24 protein-coding genes are annotated in these 23,521 nt (G+C 46.1%); 14 read left to right on the top strand and 10 right to left on the bottom strand.

Features of this window, described 5'->3' with window-relative positions; translation table 11 throughout:
* Positions 1-310 precede the first annotated feature (310 nt).
* The 5 genes from artP to BIW15_RS08870 all read left to right on the top strand — a co-directional run bounded on the left by artP (position 311) and on the right by BIW15_RS08870 (position 3,970).
* A complete protein-coding gene (gene artP, locus BIW15_RS08890; protein WP_005483352.1) occupies positions 311-1,039 on the top strand; it encodes an arginine ABC transporter ATP-binding protein ArtP in 729 nt (242 codons plus the stop codon).
* Positions 1,040-1,127: 88 nt separating this feature from the next.
* Positions 1,128-1,871 carry an arginine ABC transporter substrate-binding protein gene (locus BIW15_RS08885; RefSeq protein ID WP_025558729.1) on the top strand — a complete coding sequence of 248 codons (744 nt, stop codon included), beginning with the start codon at positions 1,128-1,130 and terminating at the stop codon, positions 1,869-1,871.
* Position 1,872: 1 nt separating this feature from the next.
* Positions 1,873-2,562 (top strand): arginine ABC transporter permease ArtQ, encoded by a 690-nt coding sequence (gene artQ / locus BIW15_RS08880; RefSeq protein ID WP_077280872.1) that lies wholly within the window; start codon positions 1,873-1,875, stop codon positions 2,560-2,562.
* On the top strand, positions 2,559-3,227 hold the full coding sequence (artM, locus tag BIW15_RS08875) for an arginine ABC transporter permease ArtM (RefSeq protein WP_020842245.1): 669 nt from the start codon (positions 2,559-2,561) through the stop codon (positions 3,225-3,227). Before artQ ends, artM begins: the two co-directional genes overlap by 4 nt.
* Positions 3,228-3,397: 170 nt before the next feature.
* Positions 3,398-3,970, top strand: a complete 573-nt coding sequence (locus tag BIW15_RS08870) for a protocatechuate 3,4-dioxygenase (protein ID WP_077280871.1) — start codon at positions 3,398-3,400, stop codon at positions 3,968-3,970.
* 15 nt (positions 3,971-3,985) lie between these two features.
* Here BIW15_RS08870 and BIW15_RS08865 read toward each other — a convergent pair whose 3' ends face one another.
* Complete coding sequence (locus tag BIW15_RS08865; protein ID WP_025550252.1) at positions 3,986-4,819, bottom strand: LysR family transcriptional regulator; 834 nt, start codon at positions 4,817-4,819, stop codon at positions 3,986-3,988.
* Between the two features lie 128 nt (positions 4,820-4,947).
* On the opposite strand from BIW15_RS08865, the gene BIW15_RS08860 reads away from it, so the two are divergent.
* The gene (locus BIW15_RS08860) at positions 4,948-5,595 is read left to right on the top strand and encodes a glutathione S-transferase family protein (RefSeq protein ID WP_077280870.1); all 648 of its coding nucleotides are present in this window, start codon (positions 4,948-4,950) and stop codon (positions 5,593-5,595) included.
* A gap of 67 nt (positions 5,596-5,662) precedes the next feature.
* Here BIW15_RS08860 and BIW15_RS08855 read toward each other — a convergent pair whose 3' ends face one another.
* The 4 genes from BIW15_RS08855 to pdhA all read right to left on the bottom strand — a co-directional run bounded on the left by BIW15_RS08855 (position 5,663) and on the right by pdhA (position 10,782).
* On the bottom strand, positions 5,663-7,324 hold the full coding sequence (locus tag BIW15_RS08855; RefSeq protein ID WP_077280869.1) for an electron transfer flavoprotein-ubiquinone oxidoreductase: 1,662 nt from the start codon (positions 7,322-7,324) through the stop codon (positions 5,663-5,665).
* A 236-nt stretch (positions 7,325-7,560) separates the two neighbouring features.
* Complete coding sequence (locus BIW15_RS08850) at positions 7,561-8,715, bottom strand: dihydrolipoamide acetyltransferase family protein (protein WP_025633587.1); 1,155 nt, start codon at positions 8,713-8,715, stop codon at positions 7,561-7,563.
* Positions 8,712-9,695 (bottom strand): alpha-ketoacid dehydrogenase subunit beta, encoded by a 984-nt coding sequence (locus BIW15_RS08845; protein ID WP_077280867.1) that lies wholly within the window; start codon positions 9,693-9,695, stop codon positions 8,712-8,714. The genes BIW15_RS08850 and BIW15_RS08845 overlap by 4 nt, the downstream gene beginning before the upstream one ends.
* Complete coding sequence (pdhA, locus tag BIW15_RS08840; RefSeq protein WP_005483380.1) at positions 9,688-10,782, bottom strand: pyruvate dehydrogenase (acetyl-transferring) E1 component subunit alpha; 1,095 nt, start codon at positions 10,780-10,782, stop codon at positions 9,688-9,690. The genes BIW15_RS08845 and pdhA overlap by 8 nt, the downstream gene beginning before the upstream one ends.
* Positions 10,783-11,467: 685 nt before the next feature.
* Here pdhA and BIW15_RS08835 point away from each other — a divergent pair.
* The 3 genes from BIW15_RS08835 (at position 11,468) to yegD (ending at position 14,184) form a co-directional block, all read left to right on the top strand.
* Positions 11,468-11,788 carry a DOPA 4,5-dioxygenase family protein gene (locus BIW15_RS08835; protein WP_005455725.1) on the top strand — a complete coding sequence of 107 codons (321 nt, stop codon included), beginning with the start codon at positions 11,468-11,470 and terminating at the stop codon, positions 11,786-11,788.
* Between the two features lie 331 nt (positions 11,789-12,119).
* On the top strand, positions 12,120-12,746 hold the full coding sequence (locus tag BIW15_RS08830) for a hypothetical protein (RefSeq protein ID WP_005483333.1): 627 nt from the start codon (positions 12,120-12,122) through the stop codon (positions 12,744-12,746).
* A gap of 85 nt (positions 12,747-12,831) precedes the next feature.
* On the top strand, positions 12,832-14,184 hold the full coding sequence (gene yegD / locus BIW15_RS08825) for a molecular chaperone (RefSeq protein ID WP_031382086.1): 1,353 nt from the start codon (positions 12,832-12,834) through the stop codon (positions 14,182-14,184).
* 106 nt (positions 14,185-14,290) lie between these two features.
* Here yegD and BIW15_RS08820 read toward each other — a convergent pair whose 3' ends face one another.
* Both BIW15_RS08820 and BIW15_RS08815 read right to left on the bottom strand, forming a co-directional pair.
* A complete protein-coding gene (locus BIW15_RS08820) occupies positions 14,291-14,764 on the bottom strand; it encodes a copper chaperone PCu(A)C (RefSeq protein ID WP_020835115.1) in 474 nt (157 codons plus the stop codon).
* A 90-nt stretch (positions 14,765-14,854) separates the two neighbouring features.
* Complete coding sequence (locus tag BIW15_RS08815) at positions 14,855-15,316, bottom strand: hypothetical protein (RefSeq protein WP_077280866.1); 462 nt, start codon at positions 15,314-15,316, stop codon at positions 14,855-14,857.
* Positions 15,317-15,695: 379 nt separating this feature from the next.
* Here BIW15_RS08815 and BIW15_RS08810 point away from each other — a divergent pair, with 379 nt between their 5' ends.
* Positions 15,696-16,739: a Preprotein translocase subunit SecY gene (locus BIW15_RS08810; protein WP_077280865.1), complete on the top strand. Its 1,044-nt coding sequence runs from the start codon at positions 15,696-15,698 to the stop codon at positions 16,737-16,739.
* 95 nt (positions 16,740-16,834) lie between these two features.
* Here the strand turns inward: BIW15_RS08810 and BIW15_RS08805 are convergent, their stop codons facing one another.
* Both BIW15_RS08805 and BIW15_RS08800 read right to left on the bottom strand, forming a co-directional pair.
* Complete coding sequence (locus BIW15_RS08805; RefSeq protein WP_025507528.1) at positions 16,835-17,131, bottom strand: hypothetical protein; 297 nt, start codon at positions 17,129-17,131, stop codon at positions 16,835-16,837.
* A 158-nt stretch (positions 17,132-17,289) separates the two neighbouring features.
* Complete coding sequence (locus tag BIW15_RS08800; RefSeq protein ID WP_023623635.1) at positions 17,290-18,483, bottom strand: DUF5666 domain-containing protein; 1,194 nt, start codon at positions 18,481-18,483, stop codon at positions 17,290-17,292.
* Between the two features lie 90 nt (positions 18,484-18,573).
* Between BIW15_RS08800 and BIW15_RS08795 the strand changes: the two genes are divergently transcribed.
* The 4 genes from BIW15_RS08795 (at position 18,574) to BIW15_RS08780 (ending at position 22,946) form a co-directional block, all read left to right on the top strand.
* Entirely contained in the window at positions 18,574-19,242 is a 669-nt protein-coding gene (locus BIW15_RS08795) for a response regulator transcription factor (protein WP_005463721.1), read from the top strand.
* Positions 19,214-20,455 (top strand): HAMP domain-containing sensor histidine kinase, encoded by a 1,242-nt coding sequence (locus BIW15_RS08790; RefSeq protein ID WP_025546859.1) that lies wholly within the window; start codon positions 19,214-19,216, stop codon positions 20,453-20,455. Before BIW15_RS08795 ends, BIW15_RS08790 begins: the two co-directional genes overlap by 29 nt.
* Before the next feature lie 140 nt (positions 20,456-20,595).
* On the top strand, positions 20,596-21,525 hold the full coding sequence (locus tag BIW15_RS08785; RefSeq protein WP_179115253.1) for an SRPBCC family protein: 930 nt from the start codon (positions 20,596-20,598) through the stop codon (positions 21,523-21,525).
* Positions 21,526-21,656: 131 nt separating this feature from the next.
* Positions 21,657-22,946, top strand: a complete 1,290-nt coding sequence (locus tag BIW15_RS08780; protein ID WP_077280863.1) for an alkaline phosphatase — start codon at positions 21,657-21,659, stop codon at positions 22,944-22,946.
* 116 nt (positions 22,947-23,062) lie between these two features.
* Here BIW15_RS08780 and BIW15_RS08775 read toward each other — a convergent pair whose 3' ends face one another.
* Positions 23,063-23,518 (bottom strand): hypothetical protein, encoded by a 456-nt coding sequence (locus tag BIW15_RS08775; protein ID WP_005463738.1) that lies wholly within the window; start codon positions 23,516-23,518, stop codon positions 23,063-23,065.
* Between the last annotated feature and the right edge of the window lie 3 nt (positions 23,519-23,521).

The raw sequence follows: 23,521 nt of genomic DNA, 5'->3' as shown, positions 1-23,521 counted from the left end.
GGAACTCATATTGTTTATAGAGGCATTAATTAATGCGAGTAATATCACATAAGCCTCTAGTTGCAATGATACAGTGGGAGATGTGTACTGTAAAAGGTAAAAAATGCTTAGCTGTCGTAATGTTATACAGCTAGCTACTAGATCAACAAATTCTGTAAAAACCACACTCATCAAACCAGTCATATTCTCTATCCAGCTGTTCGTTTCTTACACAAAAAGTTAACAAATTAAATTTTTATACATTTTTATTGCATAAAAACCACTTGTTGGTAATATGAATGCCAAGTGACAATTAATGCGGTATTGCAGCATGAGTATTCAGGTAAGCGGAATCAATAAATCCTACGGTGATACACAAGTTCTTCACGATGTGAGTTTCAATTGTGAAAACGGTGAAACGCTAGTGTTACTGGGCCCAAGCGGCGCGGGGAAGAGTTCTTTATTACGTGTTCTAAACCTTTTGGAAGGGGCGGATAACGGCAAGTTAAACATCGCTAATGACGTCTTTGATTTCTCGGCTGAAATCAAAGAAAAGCAAGGTTTAGCGCTTCGCCGTAAAGTGGGCATGGTATTTCAGCAGTACAACTTGTGGCCACACATGACGGTAATGGAGAACTTGATTGAAGCGCCTATTAAAGTGTCTGGAATGGATAAAGAAGAAGCTAAAACCCAAGCTATGCAAATTTTGTCTACGTTGCATTTGGCTGATAAGGCCGACGCATGGCCGATGCAGCTTTCTGGTGGTCAGCAACAACGTGTGGCGATTGCTCGTGCATTGATGATGAAACCGGAAGTCTTGCTTTTTGATGAACCGACCGCAGCTCTTGATCCTGAAATTACTAACCAAGTCGTTAAGATTATTAAAGATTTAAGCGAAACTGGCATCACCCAAGTCGTAGTGACGCATGAGGTCGATTTTGCTAAGAAGATTGCTAGCCACGTTCTGTACCTCGAGAAAGGACACATCGTAGAGCATGGTACGCACGACGCTTTTGCTAACCCGCAAACCACACAGTTTGCTGATTATCTAAAGCACTAAAAACAACACCAATAAGTTCAGTCAACTAACAGATAAGCTCGGCTGTCATTGCGAGTGTCAGCCCAAGACGTACACACGGAGTATTGCAATGAAAAAGATTCTACTAACTTCACTAATCGGCCTTATTTCTGCAAACGTGGCAGCAAACGCAGTGGCACAAGATGAAATCAAATTCGCGATGGAGGCGACGTACGCCCCATTCGAATACATGGATGAGAACAATCAAATCCAAGGTTTCGATGTGGATCTGGCAAATGCTCTATGTAAGGAAATGGACGCAAAATGTAGCTTCCACAACCAATCTTTCGATAGCTTGATCCCTGCATTAAAATTCAAACGTTATGATGCGGCTATTTCTGCAATGGACATTACTGAAGCGCGTCTTGAGCAAGTCAATTTCTCGAATGCTTACTACGACAACTCGGCAGCGTTTGTTTCTATCAAAGACAAAGTCGCTGACCAAAACGCGTTAGAGGGTAAGCGTGTAGGCGTTCAAAACGGTTCAACTCACCAAAGTTACCTTATCGAGCAAATGCCGGGTGTAACGTCGGTTCCTTACTCAAGCTACCAAGATGCTTTCATCGACATGAAGAATGGCCGTATTGATTCTGTATTTGGTGACACAGCGGTAGTGGCGGAGTGGTTCAAGAAGGAAGACACCCTTGCGTACGTTGGTGAGCGCGTTACGAATCCTAAATACTTCGGTAATGGTTTTGGTATCGCAGTAAACAAAGGCAACGATGAACTTGTGAACAAGCTAAACACAGCGCTAGAAGCCGTGAAAGCGAACGGCGAATACGACGCAATCTACAACAAGTACTTCGGTAAGTAATATGGGGTTAACGGGTTACTCTTTAGCGCTTGTACAAGCTAGCTGGATGACGGTTCAGCTAGCCTTCACAAGCCTTTTAGTCGGTTTGATTCTGGCAGTGGTATTCGCCAGCGGTGAAATGTCTCGTCGCGTATTCGTGAAATGGCCTACAACGGCGTTTGTGACGATTGTACGTGGTTTGCCAGAAATCCTTGTCGTGTTGTTCATCTATTTTGGTTCGACTCAGGTTCTGTTTTTAATCACCGGAGACTTTATTGAGGTTAGCCCGTTTTTGTCTGGTGTGGTGGCGTTATCGTTGATCTTCGCTTCCTATGCTTCTCAAACTCTGCGCGGCGCATTAATAGCCGTAGGCAGAGGACAGAGAGAAGCTGCAAGCGCACTCGGTATCAGTCAGTTTCACGCGTTTGTGCGCATTGTGTTGCCACAAGCCGTGCGACATGCGCTTCCTGGTTTAACCAACCAATGGCTGGTTTTGCTAAAAGACACGGCGCTGGTTTCTTTGATTGGCGTGACGGATCTGCTGAAACAAGCTCAGCTTACGTCGGCAGCAACGCACGAAGCGTTTACTTGGTATGCGACGGCAGCGGCGATTTACTTAGTGATCACGCTTATCACGCAGCGCGCGGTCAAAGTGATTGATAAGAAATTCTCAATCCAAGGCATGAGTATGGGGCAGGAGGCAAACGCATGAACGAACAACATGTATGGCAAATGCTGGATGGTTTAGGCACTAGCCTTCAATTAACGGCTGCGTCTTTGGCTGTCGGCTGTATTCTTGCACTATTGATGACCTTGACGTTGATTCTACGCACTCCGGGTTTGCACTGGGTAAGCCGTGGCATCATCACGCTGTTTACTGGGACACCGTTGCTGGTTCAGATTTTCTTGGTCTACTACGGTCCGGGTCAATTTGATGCAGTTAGAGAGAGTGTGCTGTGGACTTGGCTGAGCCAACCTTGGTTCTGTGCCATGTTAGCGTTGGCATTAAATACGGCTGCGTACAGTACTCAGCTTTTCAAAGGTGCGTTTAATGCGATTCCTTCAGGTCAATGGCAAGCGTGTCGTGCTCTGGGTATGAACAAAAGTGCCACGTTACGTGTGTTACTTCCTTATGCGATTCGCCGCGCGGTGCCTGCTTACTCAAACGAAGTGATTTTGGTGTTCAAAGGCACGTCTTTGGCAAGCACCATCACCATCATGGACTTGATGGGCTATGCTCAGCGCATTAATGCTCAAACCTACGATACATTAATGGTTTTCGGTGTAGCAGGCGCGTTTTATCTGAGCGTGAATGGGATTCTGACGCTTATCTTCCGCCAAGTTGAGAAGAAAGCTCTGGCTTTTGAAGCCGTATAAATACCAAACCATTGTTGATTTAAGTTCATCACATCTTCAATTTCACCATGCCTCTGCGACTGACTCTCTGGTAGGGGCATTTTTTATTTCTCTTCTCTTGTTTTACCCGGAAGTGGAAAACTGCGCATCTTTCACCAAACTTAAGTGAGTAGATTTTTCTGGGTAGTAACATGGAACGACGACATTTTCTTGCGCTATGGACATTGATGTTTGCGCCATTTCTTAAAGCGGAAAGCTCGATGCGTCCGACGCCCTCTCAGACCGAAGGGCCATTTTATCCCGTGGTGAAGATTCCACTTCGCCAAAATTTAGTATTGAAACCGGATACTTTGATCGGAGAGGCGATAACATTGCAAGGTAAAGTGTTGGATGTGTTTGGTCGTCCTATCTCTGGCGTAAAAATAGAAATTTGGCAGTGTGATGGCCAAGGGATTTATGACCATCCGAATCAACCCAGCCAAAACAAGTTTGACCCAAGTTTTTCAGGTTTTGGCGCGACAGTAACTGAAGAAGATGGACGCTATCTTTTCCAAACGCTGTTTCCTGTCCCATGCAGCTCAAGACCTCCTCACATTCACGTCAAACTGTGGCGTGGCGACCACGAATTGTTGACCACCCAACTCTATTTGAAAGGACAGACGGGCAACGAATGGTGGGGTGGTAAAGCTCGTGACCATTTACAGTTTGAGCCGGTAAAAATTGATGGGCGAATAGTCGGAACGTTCGATTTCGTGATTGCTTAATCTGTTTGATGTTCGCTAGTAAGGCATCAACTCAGCCAGCTGCGACAAGCATTCTTTGTCTAGTATGGGATGAGGTTCGACACCAGTTACCAAAACAATATCCACCGACGGTAGTGGAGGCAGATCTTCTAAGATCTTCAGATCATCTGTGACACTGATTCTTCCCATCGCGCCAATCGCCATGCCAGAGCGAACAATGGCTCGCTGCGCAGAAGAGGTGTTACAGCAAGCTAAGAGTTGATATGGCGTTCCTCTTTTGGTCAGCGCATTAATAGCGGCGGCGTGGTATTTACAATCGGTTTGAAATAGCGCGAGAGGGACTGGCTGTGATTCGTCGATAGTGAAATCGGGGTGACTGATCCACACGCCTCTATCACTTGCGAGCCAGTATCCTTCTTCGCTATCGGGTGCACGAGTCACGATGGCGGCGTCTAATTTGCCTTCATCTAGCCATTCGCGGAGCGTCACGCTTGGCTCACTGTACACCTGGATAGAGCAGGTCGGTTCGGTTTGCTGCAATACGCGGATGACTTTAGGCAGCAGACTATCGTTATAGTCTTCTGGACATCCTAAACGCAGTGGGCGTTTGTTTTCGTAGCGTTTTACTTGCTTGACGGCTTGATTGTGCAAACTTACGAGTTGCTCTGCATGCGCACGAAGTGACATACCCGCTTCGCTCAGTACAAGGTTGCGACCTTCCTTTTCGAATAAGCTGACACGGAGTTCATCTTCAAGCTTTCGCATTTGAGCACTAAACGCAGATTGGGTGCGATTGATTTGTTTTGCAGCACGAGTGAAGCTGCCTGTTTCAACAAACGCAAGAAAGCTGCGCAGCGCGTCAATATCCATATTCTTTTCTATCCATCGTTTTTGTTGAAGTGTCCCATCAAAACTATCCGTTAGTTTGAAATAAAACAATCAGATATTGTGATTTCACGCTTTAATTAATAACAACACCATTTGGCATGGAGGCAACAATGCAACTCTTTATCGGGAATCAAAACTATTCAAGTTGGTCATTGAGAGCGTGGCTCATTTTTTCTCAATACGGTTTAAAAGTGGATGTGACTAAGCTAACGCTGTTTACTGAAGACTTCTACGACAAGCTGGCGAGCGTAACACCAACGGCCAAAGTGCCAACATTGGTTGATGGCGAAGTCACGGTTTGGGATTCCTTAGCTATTTTGGAATATGTGAACGAGCAGTACCTACAAGGAAAGGCGTGGCCGAGCCATGTAGCGGACAAAGCGAAAGCGCGCGCGATTTCGGCTGAAATGCATTCGGGCTTTTTTGATTTGAGAAACGAGTTACCGATGAACTGTCGCGCGCGTCGAAAAGTAGAACTGAGCGATGGAGCACTAAAGGATATTGCACGCATAGACGCAATTTGGTCTGAGCAAATGGCAAAGTTCCCAGACGCTTTTTTGTTTGGTGAGTGGTCGATTGCCGATGCTATGTATGCACCGGTTGCGTTGCGCTTTGAAACTTATGGCATTGAATTGTCCCAAGGCGCTAAAGCTTACCAGCAAAAAGTGCTAGCAAGCCAAGCGGTACAAAAGTGGCTAGCGGAAGCAAGTCAAGAAACAGATATTGTGCAAGAAGATGAAGCAGGAGTAGAGGTTTAAGTCCTCGATTTTGCTTCACCCTTTAAGGAGAGAGCATGATAGACACGGTGCTATCATGCTCTATTGACTACATATTCTGATAATTAGGCCCGCCACCGCCTTCTGGCGTCTTCCACGTAATGTTTTGTGACGGATCTTTTATATCGCACGTTTTACAATGTATGCAGTTCGCAGCGTTGATTTGAAACTTCACTTTCCCATCAATTTCGACTACTTCGTAAACTCCGGCAGGGCAGTAACGCTGGCTTGGCTCATCAAACAATCCGAGGTGCACATCGATGGGGATGTGAGGATAAGTCAAAACAAGATGGCACGGTTGGTTTTCTTCATGTTGTGTGCTGGATAAAAACACTGAAGATGGTTTATCAAAGCTGATTTCTCCATCCGGTTTTGGATACTCAATCGGCGGGCATTCATTTTTGGGTTTTAACTGTTCGTGATCGTGGGAATGGTCTTTCACTGTCCACGGTATTGGCTTTTTAATCAAAGGAAGCCACAAGTTGTGTTCGAAGGTAGAAAGAGCTCCGCCAAACAGGCTACCGAACTTATGCAGGTTCGCTCCAAAGTTACGCGTTTCGGCGAGTTCATCGTACTGCCAAGAGGCTTCAAATCGCGATTGATAATCAGGTTCACACCTTGAGTCTTGTAATGCTTGATGAATGGCTTCTGCTGCTAGTAAGCCTGATTTCATCGCGGTGTGGCTGCCTTTTATCTTCGCAACGTTAAGTGTTCCTGCGTCACAGCCAATTAATAAACCGCCGGGGAATTGTTGTTTAGGTAAAGAAGATAACCCACCTTTTGCGATGGCTCTTGCGCCATAAGCGATGCGCTGCGCTCCTTTAATGTATTTTTTGATTGCAGGGTGGTGTTTAAAGCGCTGAAACTCATCGAATGGGCTCAAGTGGGGATTGCGATAGTTAAGATCGACAATCAACCCGACCGCAATTTGGCGGTTTTCCAAGTGATAGAGGAATCCACCACCAGTTGTGTTGGTTTCGCTCAATGGCCAGCCGGCGGAGTGGATGACGTTGCCAGTAAATTCTTTCGCATCAGTTGGCAGTGCCCAAATCTCTTTCAAGCCTAATGCGTAATGCTGAGGTTGTTTGCCTGCATCCAAATCGAAATGACGAATGAGCTCTTTTCCTAAATGCCCACGGCACCCTTCAGCAAACAGCGTGTATTTGGCTTTAAGCTCAATGCCCGGTTCGAAATTGGCTTTCTCTTGTCCGTTTTTATCCAGCCCCATATCGCTGGTGGTGATTCCAGTAACGGCACCTGATTCATCGTAGTTAATTCCCGCAGCGGCAAAACCAGGAAATACTTCAACACCAAGCTGCTCAGCTTGAGTAGCAAGCCAGCGACAAAGATTAGCAAGGCTAATAACGTGATTGTTTTCGTCATTATGCATGGGTTTAGGCGTGAGGAAGTGGGGCACACGTATATGATTAAGCTCCGTCGTTAGATAGAGAAAATCATCATGTTGAACGGGGGCAGAAACGGGTGCTCCCATTTCCTTCCAATTTGGGAAGAGCTCATCTAAGGCGCGAGTTTCAAACACCGCGCCAGATAATATATGTGCGCCGACCTCAGAGCCTTTTTCTACCACACAAATTGACAGCGCTTCGCCTTCACGATCTTGGTTCAACTGTGCTAATCGACATGCTGCACTTAACCCCGCAGGGCCAGCTCCGACGATCACCACATCAAACTCCATGCATTCACGTTCCATTTTTGTGCTTCCTTTTTATTTTCGTCATCTGGGTGACATTTTTCGTTTATATAGAAAACTATAGCTCAGTTAACGTAAACGTGAATTTGATGAGAGGTGGTCATGGCTTTGAAGCATGAAAGAGTGACATGAGTATGAAAATCAAACCATTAGTGATGATTGTATCTGTTCGGTTGGTGGGTTTGAATTAGCGCGTAAAGCAGAAAAAAGGCTTCCATTTAGGAAGCCTTATGTCGTTATGACTTAGTTACACTTGGCCTTTGCAGATGTTCTGCAAGCACCTTGGTAAAGCGCGCGGCTTCACCGCCGGTGCAAGCTCTGTGGTCAAAGGTAATGGACAGCGGCATTGCTTTTAAGGCCACGGCTTGACCGTTACGGATCACGACTCGGTCCACAATTCGTCCTGCACCGACAATCGCGACTTGCGGTGGCGAAACCACTGGTGTTGCGAAAATGCCGCCAATGGCCCCAAAGTTGGATAAAGTAATGGTTGCGTGTTGTAAGTCTTCTCGGCTGATCTTTCTGTCTCGGATGCCTTTGACGGTTTGATCGAGCCAGCGACGAACGTCTTGCGGTTCATACTCATCCGCGTGGCGAAGCACGGGGACATACAGTCCGTGACGGCTATCCACCGCTACACCAAGATTGACGGTAGGATGGACACAGCGCGTCATGGTTTCTGCATCGAACCAAGCGTTGAGAGCTGGCTCTTGTTGGCAAGCGTAAACGATAGCTTGCACCAAACGAATGCTGATGTCCTCGTTTGGCAACCAATCTTCCAATAACGCTTCTTCGGTAATGGTCACCGCTGCGACGTTTTGATGCGATTCTGCCATGGTCGAGACCATCGTACGGCGCGCTCCTTTGAGCACTTCCGTGCCAGGAACTTGTTTGCCAGCCTCTTCGTAAACATCGGCATCGACGATCAAACCGCTTGGTCCGCTACCGACCATCGTTTTCAAATCTACGCCTAGCTTTTTCGCTAGCAAACGCGCGGAAGGTAAAGCGGTGATGAGTTTGTCTGCCGATTTGTTGTGGCTGCCGCCCACCCAAAAATCATCAACATTTACGTTATGAGATTGGTGAGATACGGTGCCAACAACGGTTGCGGCATCGGCGGTTTGTCGTTTTTCCGCAGAGACAGTGTTTTCTGCGCCACTTTCGTCGATTTCTAGAAGTAGGGCGCCAATATTAATCACGTCGCCTTCTTCACCATGGCGGCTGACAATTCTGCCTGCGTACGGAGCTGGAACGTCTACGGTTGCTTTCGCCGTCTCAACGGTGAGGATCACTTGGTCGAGTTTGACCATGTCACCCACATTGACATGCCATTTTACAATTTCTGACTCAGCGAGACCTTCGCCGAGATCGGGTAAGTTAAACGTCTTCATTTCCAATCCTCCACGAGCTCGCGCGCTGCGATCACAATGTCTTCTTCCTGAACCATGAAATAATCTTCGTTACGGTAATAAGGCATAATGGTATCCATACCTGTGACTCGTTTAGGTGGCGCTTTTAGCAAGCACATCGCGTGCTCGGCGGTTCGAGCCAGCAGCTCAGAACCCACACCACACGTTTTACTGGCTTCATGTACAACCAGCAGGCGTCCGGTTTTCTCTAGTGAACGGAAAATCGTCGCGGTATCAATCGGCTTAATACTTGCCAGATCAATAACTTCGACTTCGATCCCTTGGCTTGATAGGGTTTGCGCAGCTTGGAGAGATTCAACAACACATGCTCCCCATGTCACGAGCGTAATATCTCGACCTTTGCGCAGCGTAAAACAAGTGTCTAACGGCAATGCTTCCCCGTCATCAATCACTTCGGATTTAACGGTGCGATAGATGCGTTTGGGTTCAAAGAACATCACTGGATCGTTACTGCGAATGGCAGCAAGCAGCAAACCGTAAGCACGCTGTGGGGAAGATGGAATCACCACTTTAAAGCCTGCGGTATGTGCAAACAGTGCTTCAATGCTTTCTGAGTGGTGTTCCGGCGCGTGAATGCCGCCACCAAAAGGCGCGCGGAATACAGCCGGACAAGTGAGGCGTCCACGAGTTCGGTTACGCATTCTGGCCGCGTGACACATTAGGTGCTCCATAGCCGGGAAGACGAAACCTTGGAACTGAAATTCTGCAACAGGGCGTAAACCTTGAGTTGCCATGCCCACTGCAACGCCGCCGATTAAGGCTTCTGCAAGCGGAGTATCGATGACGCGTTTTAGTCCATACTTTTGTTTGAGCCCGACGGTTGCGCGGAATACGCCGCCGTTATCGCCCACGTCTTCGCCAAGTACGACGACGTTTGGATCGTGTTCCATTTCATGATGCAGAGCGAGGTTTACTGCTTCAACTAATGTAAGTTCAGCCATGTTTGCCTCCTTGCATTCGCATTGCTTTATTGATCAATTCATCGCGTTGAGCGTGAAGCTCTTGAGGAAGCGATTCGTAGAGGTAATCGAATCCAGTTTCAGGCGCTTGTTGAGGCAAGTTTAGGTAGCGTTCAACCGCGAGTTCGACTTGTTCCTTGCAGTCGCTTTGCCATTGTTGCTCTTGTTCATCGCTCCAAGCACCTTGATTGATCAAAAAGGTTTTTAGTCGGCTCACGGGCTCGAATTGCCATGCAGTTTGCACGTCATCTGCATTACGATAACGCGTCGCATCGTCGGCGGTGGTGTGGTCACTTAGGCGATAACTTACCGCTTCGATCAGTGTCGCCCCTTTGCCTTTTCGTGCTCGCTCTAATGCGGTCATGGTAGCGTCATACATAGCAACAACGTCGTTGCCATCGACGGTAATCCCTGGAATGCCAGCGCCTTTTGCTTTTTCAGAAAGAAACTCCGCCGCGCATTGCAAACTGCGTGGTACAGAAATCGCCCATTGGTTGTTATTCACCACAAAAACCAACGGAATGTTCCATGTTCCTGCGCAGTTGATGGATTCGAGAAAATCTCCTTTGGATGTCCCACCGTCGCCACACATGACCAGTGCCGCTTCGTGGTTGCCTTGAATTTTCAACGCAGAAGCAACGCCGACCGCATGTGTACATTGTGTTGCGATTGGGACACAAAATGGCAAGTCTCGGCTTGGGATAGGGCTGCCTTCTGGCGCGAAGTCACTGCCGCGCTCATCGCCGCCCCAATATTGAAGATTTTTTTCCATACCAATGCCACGACACCACATCGCTGGCATATCGCGATAATAAGGGACGAAGACGTCATCGGTTTTTAATGCCCGTCCTACCGCTATACCAATGGCTTCTGAGCCAAGGTGTGAAGGGTAGGTACCTAGCTTACCTGTTCGTTGCAACGCAACGGCTTTCTGATCGTAGGTGCGAGTTAATACCATGTCGCGGTAAAACCCGACCAAAGTTTCAATGTCAGCCCAGTTGGGTAGTTGGCCGACTAGGTTCCCATCATGGTCGATAAACCGATGCATGGGTAACGCCTGAACGTTCATCTCAAGCTCCTTTTGACGCTGCGGGTCTTTTGGACTGCAGCTGTTCATTATTAAACCAAAGTCTGTATGGGTACTCAGTCTTTGATATCAGCGCAAAAGGCCATACCTAGGGTTGCGAATGTCATCGAGCGTTTGAGGCATCTATTTGTCCTTTAAACGATTGGTCTCTCACACCGCTGCTTGTTTGAAAAACACATTGTTTTAAAACGCAAGACCTCGTGTTGACTGCTATTCACTTGGCCCAACCCTCTGATTCAATCTTGGTATAACCAGATACAGTAAGTGTAAACAAAATGTTAAATCGTGCTTTAATTCGACTTTAACCCATCAGTAAAGTTTTGCTTACACCCCATTTTTGCAGAGTAAAATACTGGTTTTTTATATTATTCATTTCAAAGGCTGAATTTAATCACTTTCATTTGTTACAAAATTGCAACAAAATTGGGCTGTGAAATTTGACAAACAAAGCTAAAGTATTTGAGTGTCGTAGATTTATTTGTTGCAGAAAGATAACTTCTTCCCAATCAGACGGAATCAAGGTAGGGTGGCAGTCAATTGAAGAAGTTTGGATTCCAACGTGCCTAAGCGGCGTTAATTCGAACCTAGTGTGGCTCAGTGTTTAGATGACTACACAGGCTTTGAACGACGGGGGAGTGCAACACTTAGAATTCAGATTGGAGAAGTTATGTACCACGTTCACGTTTACTTTCCTTTGCAACAATTGGAAAAAGCACAAGCTCTGAATGAGATCATCCGCCAAGAGCGTCAAGATGTGTTGCGCGTGTATCCATTGGTCGACAGATTAGTCGGCCCGCACAAGATGCCGATGTTTGAAATGCACCTTGAGTCGATCAGTGAAGAGTTTTTGGCTTGGTTAGATACCATTCGTGGGGATTTTTCTGTGCTTATTCACCCGGTCAGCGAACGAGAATTGCGTGATCACACAGAGAGCGCGATTTGGTTAGGTCGCGAACTAGGTGTTTTCGAAGAAAAGCTAGAAAATTAACGATTTTTGCCCAAATGGCATAGACGTATGACGTCGATATCATTTGGGCGCGTTCCCTCTCTTCCTATTTCCTTCCCTGCAATCCGTCCCGTAGTGTGCTAGACCTAAAGGTGTGTCTTCGCACGTTTAAAACCGTTAGCGTGCTCGTTTTTAAAACTAATATTACTCGCTGAGTAAACATATAAGATAGAAAAATCATCGCAATTCTAATCGCTTAGAAAGGCTTAAATACGCGTTAACCGATGTGTAACGTTAGCGATGACAATTAGGGAAGTGCAGTTTACGACCTCAATAGCAACGGCAGTGGCACAGACATTTCTAAGGGGGGAGTATGTTGACGATACTGTTGATTGCATTGGCGCTGTATATTTTCTGGCTACTGTTTCGAAATGGCCCTGCATTTGCCGAGCGACTCCCAGACCACAAACGCAATTGGGTTGGCCCCACCGCTAATCAAGAAGAATGGCGCGGCTATTGTGCGGACGTATTTCAACCTTTTAGTTCCCGCACGACTTTCTATGCTATTGCCTATTTTGCCAATTATATTGCAGTGGCGAATGCGATCTCTTGGTCCATTGTCTACGAAGGCAATTATCCTGTTATGATGAGCCGTTTCGGCAGCTACTTTATTGTTAGTACGCACGACGCCATGCTGGTAGCTGGGTTTGTTTCTCTGGCTTTTTTTATCATTAACTGGCAACTGGCGATGCATTGTGCGAGTTTACTTAGCCAATATTTAGTGCGAATCCTCATCATTAATCGCACGCGTTTTGTCGCCATGAGTTTAGTGTTCAGCAGCTATTTTGCTTACTTGTTAACGATAGGAATTTTTTGGCTGTTTCACGACACGTACTCAATTTGGCAAGGATTGAAACTCACGCCTGCTTTTCTTTTATTAGCGTTATTGTTAGCCGTCGTGTTACCTGCCATGAAAAAAGAAACGTCCGAAAGCGAATAAGCGAGAATCGCTCTACCGTTTGAGTAGTAATTCATGTGCCATTGAGTTAGCATTGCCGACCTTTTTTTCGTCAGTGGGAGGACTCATGTATATTGGCTTTGACTATGGCACTGCAAACTGTTCAGTGGCAAAAATGGAATCAGGCAAGCCTGTTTTGCTAAATCTTGAAGGGGATAGCCCGTTCATTCCTTCCACCCTTGCAGCTCCGACTCGTGAGTCTGTGTCTGAGCATTTGTTTCGTCACCGTGACATCAAACCGTTTGATCAAGTTGGAGAGCAGGTACTGCGCCGCGCAATCAACTTGAACCGAGAAGAGAGCATAGAGCTGGAGCCAGAAGACATCGCGTTTGGTCAGGCAGCGTTGAACCGCTATTTAGAAGACCCACGCGATATCTATTACGTGAAGTCACCAAAGTCGTTTCTTGGTGCATCTGGCTTGCGTGATGTTCAGCTTAGCTTCTTTGAAGATCTGGTTTGCGCCATGATGGACAACATCAAAGCTCAGGCAGAAAACCATGCTCAGCAAAGCATTACGGATGCGGTGATTGGTCGCCCAATCAACTTTCATGGTCGTGGTGGAGAAACGGCGAACATTCAAGCGGAGAATATTTTGCTTCGCGCTGCGAAGCGTGCCGGTTTTCAAAATATCGAATTTCAGTTTGAGCCCGTCGCCGCTGGATTAGAATACGAGGCGACGCTTAGCGAAGACAAACTGATTTTGGTGGTGGATATCGGTGGTGGTACAACCGACTGTTCTTTGATTCAGATGGGGCCATCTTGGCGAGGAAAAGCAGACAGGACGGCAAGCTTATTGGCACACAGTGGCCAGCGTGTCGGCGGTAACGATCTGGATATCGCGTTGGCTTTCAAACAGTTGATGTTCCCGTTTGGGATGGAAAGCAAGATGGAATCGGGCATTGTGATGCCGACGACTCAGTTTTGGAATCCGATTGCTATCAATAACGTTGAAGCGCAAAACGACTTCTACTCACGTGAGAATTTAGCGGCGTTAAAATTGTTGAAGAAACAGGCACAAGAGCCAGAAAAACTAGCGCGCTTGCTAGAGGTTTATCACGAATCATTAGGCTACAACATTGTCCGCCGTGCAGAAGAAGCGAAGGTGGCACTCTCTGATCAAACGGCTTACCGTACTGGCATCAACTTATTGTCGGAGCTGATTGAAGTGGACGTTCAGCGCGATGAGATGATTGAAGCGATTGAATCACCAAAGAACAAGATGACGGCGCTGGTAACAGAAGCTGTTGAGCAAGCAGGCGTAAAACCGGATGCGATCTTTATGACTGGTGGTTCCGCTCGTTCGCCGATTTTACGTGACGCGGTACAAACCGTGTTGCCAAATATTCCTGTCGTCAGCGGTAACTATTTTGGTTCGGTAACCGCAGGCTTGGCACGCTGGGCGGACGTTTGCTTTAAGTGATCTTTAGTTCTGAGCGAGTTACTGATGTCACGTGCTAAATAGAACCTTTTTCTAATAAAAGAGCCCGGCAGTATGACCGGGCTCTTTTGTATGGAATGAAAGGGACTTAGTGGTGCATGTGTTTTTCCATATGACCTTTCTTTTCCACCGCCATTTCAACATCGATTTTGCCTGCGTTTTTGAACGTCAGCGTCATTGGGAAGCGATCACCTTCTTGCAATGTTTGCGTTGGGTTGAAGATCATTAAGTGGAAGCTGCCTGGCTTAAATACCACGGTTTCGTGTGCCGCTACACGCACTTCATCGATTTTAATCATCTTCATTACTCCGTCTTCGTTCGCGTGAGTGTGGATCTCCACGCGGCCAGCGATTGGGCTTTCTGCTGCGATCAACGCGTCTTCCGTATCCCCATGGTTGGTCAGCTGAAAGAATCCGCCAATAACAGGAGCATTTGGTGGCGCTTCACGACTCCAAGGATGATCGATGTGTATTTTTCCGGCTTCGTAATCGTGAGCAAGGCTCATAGGGCTAGCAATGAGAGCGATAAGTGACAAAGTGGCGATTTTCATTTGTTTAAGCATGTGTATTTTCCTTTTAAATAGAATGAGTTCCCGAGCAAATGCTCAATGGGATAATTGTTATTATTGTGAGCCTGGGTTCTTAAAGAACCATTAGGTAGGAAAAACACAAGGAGGGGATTGCTTTGGTGCGATATGCTGGTAAACCAATCTGCCGCATTGAGCAAAATGGTAGGGCGTGAGCGCGTGTTTAACGCGGCGTAACCACTGAATGTTAGCAAGATAAAGCCCAACCGCGACAAGCAAGAAAAATTGCACGGCTTGCAGCAGTGGGCATTCAAACTGGAAACCGTCGTGTAGCTTCAAGTTATCAATAAATTCGGAAGACGGTTGAGCGTTTGCAGCGATGAGTGTATTGATATCGACCCACTTAAAACCTTCAGCGGTACAGAGCAACACCTTTTCATTCTGAACTTTGTTAAGCCAGCTTTTATTGTGCACTTGCGTGGGATTGAGCGCCGCAGTGGAGGCCAAATACAGCTGAAACAGTACCGCGAAAATAACCGCAATAGCGGCGACGCGTTGTTTCTTAGGTTGTATTTGAGTGGTTTCCATACGATTTGGTATCTGGCTGATTCGGCGCAGGATACTAACAAATAACCTTAAAAATGTAACTGCAAGATTTCCAAAAAGTGATGCAAGTGTATTTTATTTGTGTGCATTACCCACCGCGCGAAAATGTGCAAAAGGAAAAACCAGGTGAGTCGTGAACCCAAGGCCATTAACGACGGGCGATAGCGAAAATTGACTGGCGAGTTAGTGTGCAAAATTTGAGGGATAAAGGATCAAACTGAACACTGATTCTACACTTGTTTTACGTTAACGGAATTATGACAGTAATTTAATAAAGGATACGGTATTCTCTCGCTCCTTTGTGTATTCCTGAGCGTTTCTTGCTGTGGCAAGAGAGGCGTCATCTTAAGAAATTTCTCCAATGAAATACGAACAACAGATCGAATTTCGATACCCTAAGGGTCGATTCGCGATGGTGAGTGTTTATACATTCACAGGCGCCGCTATTTTAGCGTCGACGATTTTTTCTCTATTGTTATTTTTGTCAATTGACGACAACCCAATGATGCAGGCGCTGTTTGGTGGTTTGGCCATCATCTTTGAAGCTGGCAAATTTTATGCGTGGTATGAATACGGCGAGCGTCGCGCCCACAGAAATTACGGTGGGGCAATTACGGCCTTGGTGTTTTACTCTGTGCTTGCCGCTATCTCTATTGGCGGCAGTATCGGCGGCATCAACAGCGCGACTAACAGCGCACAAAGCCATATTTCTGTCGAGCAAGCAAAAATCGAAGCGTTTAACCGCCAGATTGCGTCTATCGATAAACAGATCGAGCTGAACAACATAGCGGCGCAGAAGTATATCGAGATGGAGCGCATCGCAACGGGGGTGACGCGAATTCAAGAGCAAAACAAAACCCTGCGTGAAGAACAGCAGAGATTGGCGATGGAGCGAGACAGCTTGCCTCCGGTGACACAAGGCTCGGTCATCGGTCTGATCGATAGCCTTGCAAATGCGTTCGGTACGACATCGCAACAAGCTCAGTTATGGCTGGTGGTGTTCTTATCCATCCTGCTCGATTTCTTTGCGGCGTTTTTTGTTGGTTTGATTGGTGAAGAGCAACGTTTCCGTCACTATTACCGTCGCTACGTAGGCATGACCGTGGCATCAATTCGCGATATTGACCCAGAGCCAGCGGGTTATCTACCACACATTAAGGATGAAGATGAACCCGCCATTGAGCAAAAAATTGAAGAACCGGAAGAGCCAAAAACACTGCTAGAACAGGTGAGCGATGCCCTTAAAGCTCATCAAATCACGTGTACGAAAAAAGCGGTAGCGAAGCAATTTAGACTTTCTGCGGAAGAGGTAGACAAAGTCTTCGAAGAGCTTGCAGAGCTTGGGCTGGTGGGTAAAAAAGCCAACCACCATTACCATTGGATTGGTCAAGCTGAAGCCGCTTAATGGTCTAGACTTAGTAAATATTTAAAGAGCGTCGATGGGCGCTCTTTTCTGTTTCCGCAATTTATCTTCCACGCTTAAACTTAATCGCTTAAGCCTTAATCTTTATCGAGCTTTTTGGTCACGTCTTTCACCGTTTTCTTCTCTTTTTCTGGTGTCATCGCATCAACTGCTTTGCCCGCTATCCCTTCATCCGGCAGTTTGTCTTTTCCTGCATCAACTGCGGTATCTTTCAATGCTTCTTTAGGCGTACAGCGACCGCCAACACCAACCACGGCTTTTGTTGCTGCGGCTTTGGCTGCTTTTTCTGCATCGCAGTCGGGGTCCATCACGCTAGCTAAGCTGGTGGTTGAACCAAAAAGCAAGATAAGCAGAGCGAGGTTACGTTTTTTCATGGTAGTCACCGATGTTGTGAAACATAGGTAAAGTGTAATTGAGGGAAAAGAGTTTAGCTGAGAATTTGCTGCTTTAAGCTAGGGATGCAAAGTAAGAAAAAGTGCCACCGAAGTGACACTTTTATTGGGCTTTGTTTAAACGTGGTGGCTGACCTAGTTTAGTCGTCGTAGCCTTCTCGCTCGATTTCGCGAGCGACGTTTTGATTATTGATGATCACACCATCGACTTCGACACGTGCACCATTCAAGTTCAGTTCTTCAATGCCTTGGAATTGAGTTTGCGCATCGATAACCACTAATTTGTTATTTAGCAGTTGATCTGCATCATTCTCACAACGTTCGATTTCAAATGTTCTTGCATTCGCATCGTAATTTGACACATAACCTTCGCATTCAAATTCTTTGCCTTGCCATTGATGGTTGTCATCAAAATCTGGCGCTTCAAACTCAACGACGGTGGCAATGCGTTTGCCATTTCTCAAGACAGAAGAAACGTCGACTTCTTGGCCTTGTTTTAAACTCATTTTGCTACCGTCTTCGAATCGAGTTGCGTTATCAACAAAGAACGCACCGCGGTAGTTTAGTGAAAACTCGCTGTAATCGTTCGCAACCCAAGTGACGATGCCTTCTACATCGCTGTCGTTTTCTAGGTTGTCATAGCCTTCTATTTCGACGTCAGAGGCGACAAAAGTACCCCCTTCCATTTTGCCTTCCGCTTCTACCCATTGACCTACTTTTAGTTGGTCAACACTGTGGTAAGACACGGTGATGTTTGCGCCCAGTTTGAAGGTGCCTTGGTTTGCATCAATGCTTGCGATTCGGCCTTCAATTTCGTACATGTCGCCTAGGCTTGGGTAGTGGTCAACGTCAATTTCCACCACAGATAAGACTTTGTAGCCAGCATCAGCAGTTGGAAGTGAAGACACCATCACCCATTCACCTAAATCGATCTCGTTACTTAAGCCATCAAACTGCAGTTCTACACCATTTACGGAGAAGGTTTTCTTTGCGTAATCAATGGCAGTCACTCGACCAGTAATGGTTGGTTCTAGTGACACAACGGCGTGGGCATCTGCTGTTTTTTGGATGTTTTCATCCACTTTTACCATCATATTTGGTTGCACGACAGTCAACGCTAATGGAGTGTTACCGTAAACTACCTTTGAAACGCGGTAAGTATATCCATTGACGGTTAATGTGCTTTCTTTAGCATCTACAGATTCAACAGACCCAATAGCCGCACTTGGTTTTGCTGCTGGGAGTGTTGATGAGCTGTCGTTATTGTCGCTGCCAGAACCACCACAACCAGACAATGCCAAACCTACGACAGAAATAAGAGCCAGTTTTTTCATTGTATTAACCTCAATTTACGAGCTAGTTTAGGAATTTGGCGGTATCTTATGAGGCATACCGTGAAGAGATCGTGAAGAAATGTGAGTCGTATGAAAATTTTAATTGTTGATGATAACCACAATGTTTCCGAGACCATTGCTGACTACCTAGAACTCGAAGGTATGACGATAGATTGCGCGTATCACGGAGAGGCTGCGCTGGCGTTGTTGGAAGATAACCATTACGACGTGATCATTATGGATATCATGATGCCAAAACTCGATGGCATCAGTACCGTACAAAAGCTGCGTCAGGAACAGTTTTGCGGAACGCCCATTCTTTTTCTAACCGCAAAAGACACATTAGATGACAAAATAGCGGCATTTAAAGCGGGTGGGGATGACTACTTAATGAAGCCGTTTGCGATGCAAGAGCTCAGTTTACGTATTCATGCTTTAGCTAGTCGTGGCCCACGCCAAGACATTGGTACGCTGACGTTCGCTGATATCTGTTTAGATGCGCGCACTGGTAAAGTCACGCGCGATGGTAAAGAGATCAAGCTAAGTCGCATCCAAACCAAAATCTTAAAGCTGTTGTTGAAGTACGCGCCTGCGTCAGTATCACGAACGGAAGTGATCGAAAGTGTTTGGGGCGATGAGCCACCTAGTAGTGATGCATTACGCAGTCATATTTATGGTTTGAGAACTGCACTCGATAAAGGTTTTGAAGAATCACGATTAGAGACTATTCATGGACAAGGCTACCGACTTAAAGCATAACGAATACCCAAGTATTTATCGCAAGATTCGCTGGGGTTTTGGCGTGATGACGTTCGTCATGTTTACGCTGTTTTGGTCACTGATTTATGTCGCAGAAAACAAACTTGAGGTATTGAGCCTCCATCACTGGCTCGATACAGAAGCGGCGCTCTACACCGAAAATTTTCAAAAGCAGGGCTGGAAAGCCCCGTTACCAAACAAGTTGGAATTTAACTCCTATTGGAGCAAAGCTCCGACACCAAGTTGGTTGCTCGCGTTCAAATCTCCAGGCTTTTATGAATACTTGTTGGGCGAAGAGGATAAGCACTTTGTGGTGTTTGATCATCCTTCTGGCGAAGGTTTGATGTACATCGTCTTCCAAGATGACTCGGACGATTATCTGGATGAATATGAAAGCTCATTGCACCAGTTCACTCTGTTATTGGGCGGGTTGTTTTCATTGATTATGCTTGGTTACGGTATTTATATGGTGAAAATTTTGTCTCGACCGCTCGCTAAAATCGAGTCAAAAATCAGCCAGATGCCACCCGACCAGCCTGCATTTGAAGTGGAAACGAAGTTCAGTGAAACGCGCCATATTGAGCAGACGTTGTTAGACAGTAAGAACGACATCGCGGGCTACTTCCGCCGCGAACAAGAGTTTAGTCGTTTTGCCTCCCACGAGCTTCGCACGCCTATTATGGTTATCGCAGGTTCAACAGACATTTTATCCCGGGTGCCTGACCAGCCAAGGGTGGCACAAAAAGCGATTGCGCGAATGCAAGCTGCGTGTGAAGACATGCGCGTTTTGACCGAGGCGTTTTTGTTGTTAGGCAAAGAGAAAATTGAGCCGCAGCACTTTGGCGAACAAACGCTTTTAGTTTGTTTACACCAGCAATTGGAAGAGCTTGCTCCGTTGTTTGCAAAGCAAGATGCGCATTATCAGCTTAACGAACAAAATAGCGGCGAAGTGTATGCGCCAGCAAGCTTCGTGACGATAGTCATCAACAATTTAATCAAAAATGCATTCAGTTATAGCGTTGGAGACATCGAGATCGATCTACAGCAAAACACGCTGATTATCACCAATCGTCATGACGGGAACGAAACGTATAATGCGGGTTATGGTTGCGGCTTAGTGATTGTGCAACGCATTTGTGAACGGATGGGGTGGCCGTTTGAATTAAACGATGATGGCGTCCGATTTAGCGCGAAAGTGACGTTTGTTTCTTAACGTCCAAATCTGCCAATGAAGCCAGAGTTAACGTTCTGGCTTTTTTGTCTCACTTTTTACCTCTAACTCACAGTGAAACAAGAAAAAACTAGGATTTGATTTAGAATAAGTAGAGCGAAACAGAAACTTAAGGAATGGCTATGCTTGCTTATCAGGTCAGCAAAAGTATTGAAATCAACAAATCTCAAAGTGAGATCATCGATTATCTAAAGGATTTTAAAAACTGGCCTGAGTGGTCTCCTTGGATCATTTTGGAGCCAAGCTGCGAGCTGACTTACAGTGACAATCAAGGCCACGTTGGAGCTGGTTACCAATGGAATGGGCAACGAATTGGAACGGGGGCGGTTGTTCTGGAAAGCACACAAGAACATCGTTTAGACATGGAGCTGCATTTTTTTCGCCCCATCAAAAGCCACGGAAAGGTGACGCTCATCGTGACGCCGTCACAAGATGGTTGTACCGTAGAATGGCAAATGCAGTCTCGTGTTCCTTGGTATCTGTTTTTTCTGAAAACGATGTTCAAATCCATGGTTGAAATGGATTACGATCGTGGGCTCAAGATGCTAAAAAGCCAGTTAGAAACTGGGCAAATATTGTCGCAGTTGAGCGAAATCGGCACTCGTCATCAAGATTTGATTCATTACGTTGGTTTGCAAGGTTCAGGGACAATTCCTGAGCTTGGTCCAATCATGAAAAAGCAAACTCAAAGTCTGTACGAACTGATGCAGAAAGAAAGTCTGCCCGTCAGCGGCGAACTGTTCTGCTATTACCTTTTAATGGACATGAAGCTCGGTCATTTTGAATTTGTAACCTGCTTGCCCGTGAGTGAAATGGTAGAGGTACCAAATGGTTTTGTGTTTGGCACGATTCCAGCGTGTGAAACTTTTGTGATTGAGCACAAAGGTGACTACCAGTTTTTGGGCAATGCGTGGTCGTTAGGGATGAATTTGACACGCCAAAACGGCATAAAAGTGAAGAGCAAGCCTTTGGGGATTGAGCGCTACTTGAATAACCCGAATGAGACACCTAAAGCTGGCCTACGTACAGAAGTGATCCTATTTAAGAAATGATTTGGGTTGCAAAACCATGATGTAACACGCGGTTTCATCCTAACTGAATGATAGTATTGATGAATACTTGTAAGCAAAACAGTAATTAAAGTGACGGCTTATATTCGCAGTCACTTTTTCATGGATGAAATATGACAATCAGATACTCTTTACTTGCGGCCAGTTTACTGGCCGGGTTTGTTCACGCCAATGAAACACCGAAAAATATTATTTATATGATCGGTGATGGAATGGGCCCTGCCTACACAACCGCCTACCGTTATTATCAAGATAACCCAGAAACTAAACAGATTGAGCCTACAGTCTTTGACTCGATACTGGTTGGCATGGCTCACACCTATCCCGATGATGATACTTATGTCACTGACAGTGCAGCAGGCGCGACGGCCTTAAGCAGTGGTATAAAGAGTTACAATGGCGCCGTCGCTGTCGATACCCATAAAAAGCCAGTTAAAACGATGTTGGAAGTAGCGAAAGAGCAGGGCATGACAACCGCTTTGGTGGCGACTTCGCAAATTAACCACGCGACGCCCGCAAGCTTTGCCGCGCACAACGAATCTCGTCGTAATTATGATCAGATAGCAGACGATTACTTGGATAACAAAGTAAATGGAAAGCTGCCCGTCGATCTGTTACTTGGTGGTGGTGTTCGATACTTTGAGCGTGAAGACAGAAACCTGATTGAAGAATTTAAAACGCAGGGTTATCAATACCTAACGGATTTTGATACCTTGCCTTCGTTGCAAACATTGCCTGCGATTGGGTTGTTTGCCGACAAAGCATTTCCGTTTGCTTTGGATGAGAATCCCAACCGACTCGAGAAGATGACGAACAAGGCGCTGTCGTTATTGTCGCGCTCAGAGCATGGCTTTTTCGTTATGATCGAAGGAAGCCAAATCGACTGGTGCGGTCATGCGAATGACATAGCATGCGCGATGGCAGAAATGGATGATTTTGCTAAGTCGATTGCTTTAGCCAAGGCGTATGTCGATGCTCACCCTGACACTTTGCTCGTTGTCACCGCCGATCACTCCACGGGAGGTTTAACTATCGGCGCAAATGGAGAATACAACTGGAAAACGGATGTGATCAAAGGCGTGCATCAAACGGCGTGGCCATTAGCAACGTCACTTGCAAAGGGTTCAGACATCAAACAAGTGTGGTCAGAATCAGTAGATTGGGCGCTGTCAGATGTGCAATTTGCGCTCCTCATTGACGCGAAGAAGAGTGAAGAGCCCGCGAAAGCGCTTTATCAAGCCGTAAAGTCAATCATCAACGATCAAAGCCTTACAGGTTGGACGACAAAAGGGCATACCGCGGTGGATGTTCAGGTGTTTGCTTATGGTAAGGGGTCACAAGCATTCGTTGGCTCTCAGAACAATACCGATATCGCAAACAAGTTGATTGGTTATCTTCAATAAGAGACATTTTTTAGCCGAAGATAAGTTAGAAGTTAATCTGTAAACGAAAGAACAAAGAAAATGCCTCAGCAATTGCTGAGGCATTGTTTTAGAAGCCAACTTCTCTTGCTAGAGAATTATTGTGCACGGTATTTACCGCTGTTTAGTTCAATTTTAGACGCTTTGACGCGACTGTCAGCATTCAAGTAATCGCTGATGCTAAGCAAGTCTTGTCCTTCAGAAGCTTTTAGCACCGCAGATTCACCATCTGCAAACACAACGTCTAGCTTTAACTCTTTTGCTACTGCTTTGGCATCAGCGGCGTTGTTTACGGTGATGTAGATAAGTCCCGTCGCTTTAGACACATTGCCAAACGCGTTCTTAAACACCTCGTCACCGGCTTGCAGTTTAACTGCTTCAGAGAGATTGCTCACTGTGTTCGTTTGCACTTTACGATACGCTTCACCATTCACCTCAACTGCATCAGAAGGAACAAACAACTCGGGATTTGGTTGTTGCGACAACTGCGTTTCGGCATAGGCTGCGTTGGCTATTAGTGAAAGAGCCAAAATAGAAAATGTCTGATATTTCATGTA

The sequence above is a fragment of the Vibrio sp. SALL6 genome, assembly GCF_002002385.1.
Classification (GTDB): Bacteria; Pseudomonadota; Gammaproteobacteria; order Enterobacterales; family Vibrionaceae; genus Vibrio; species Vibrio parahaemolyticus.
The sequence above is the reverse complement of the archived record's forward strand: the minus strand, read 5'-3'. Positions and strand labels throughout refer to the sequence as shown.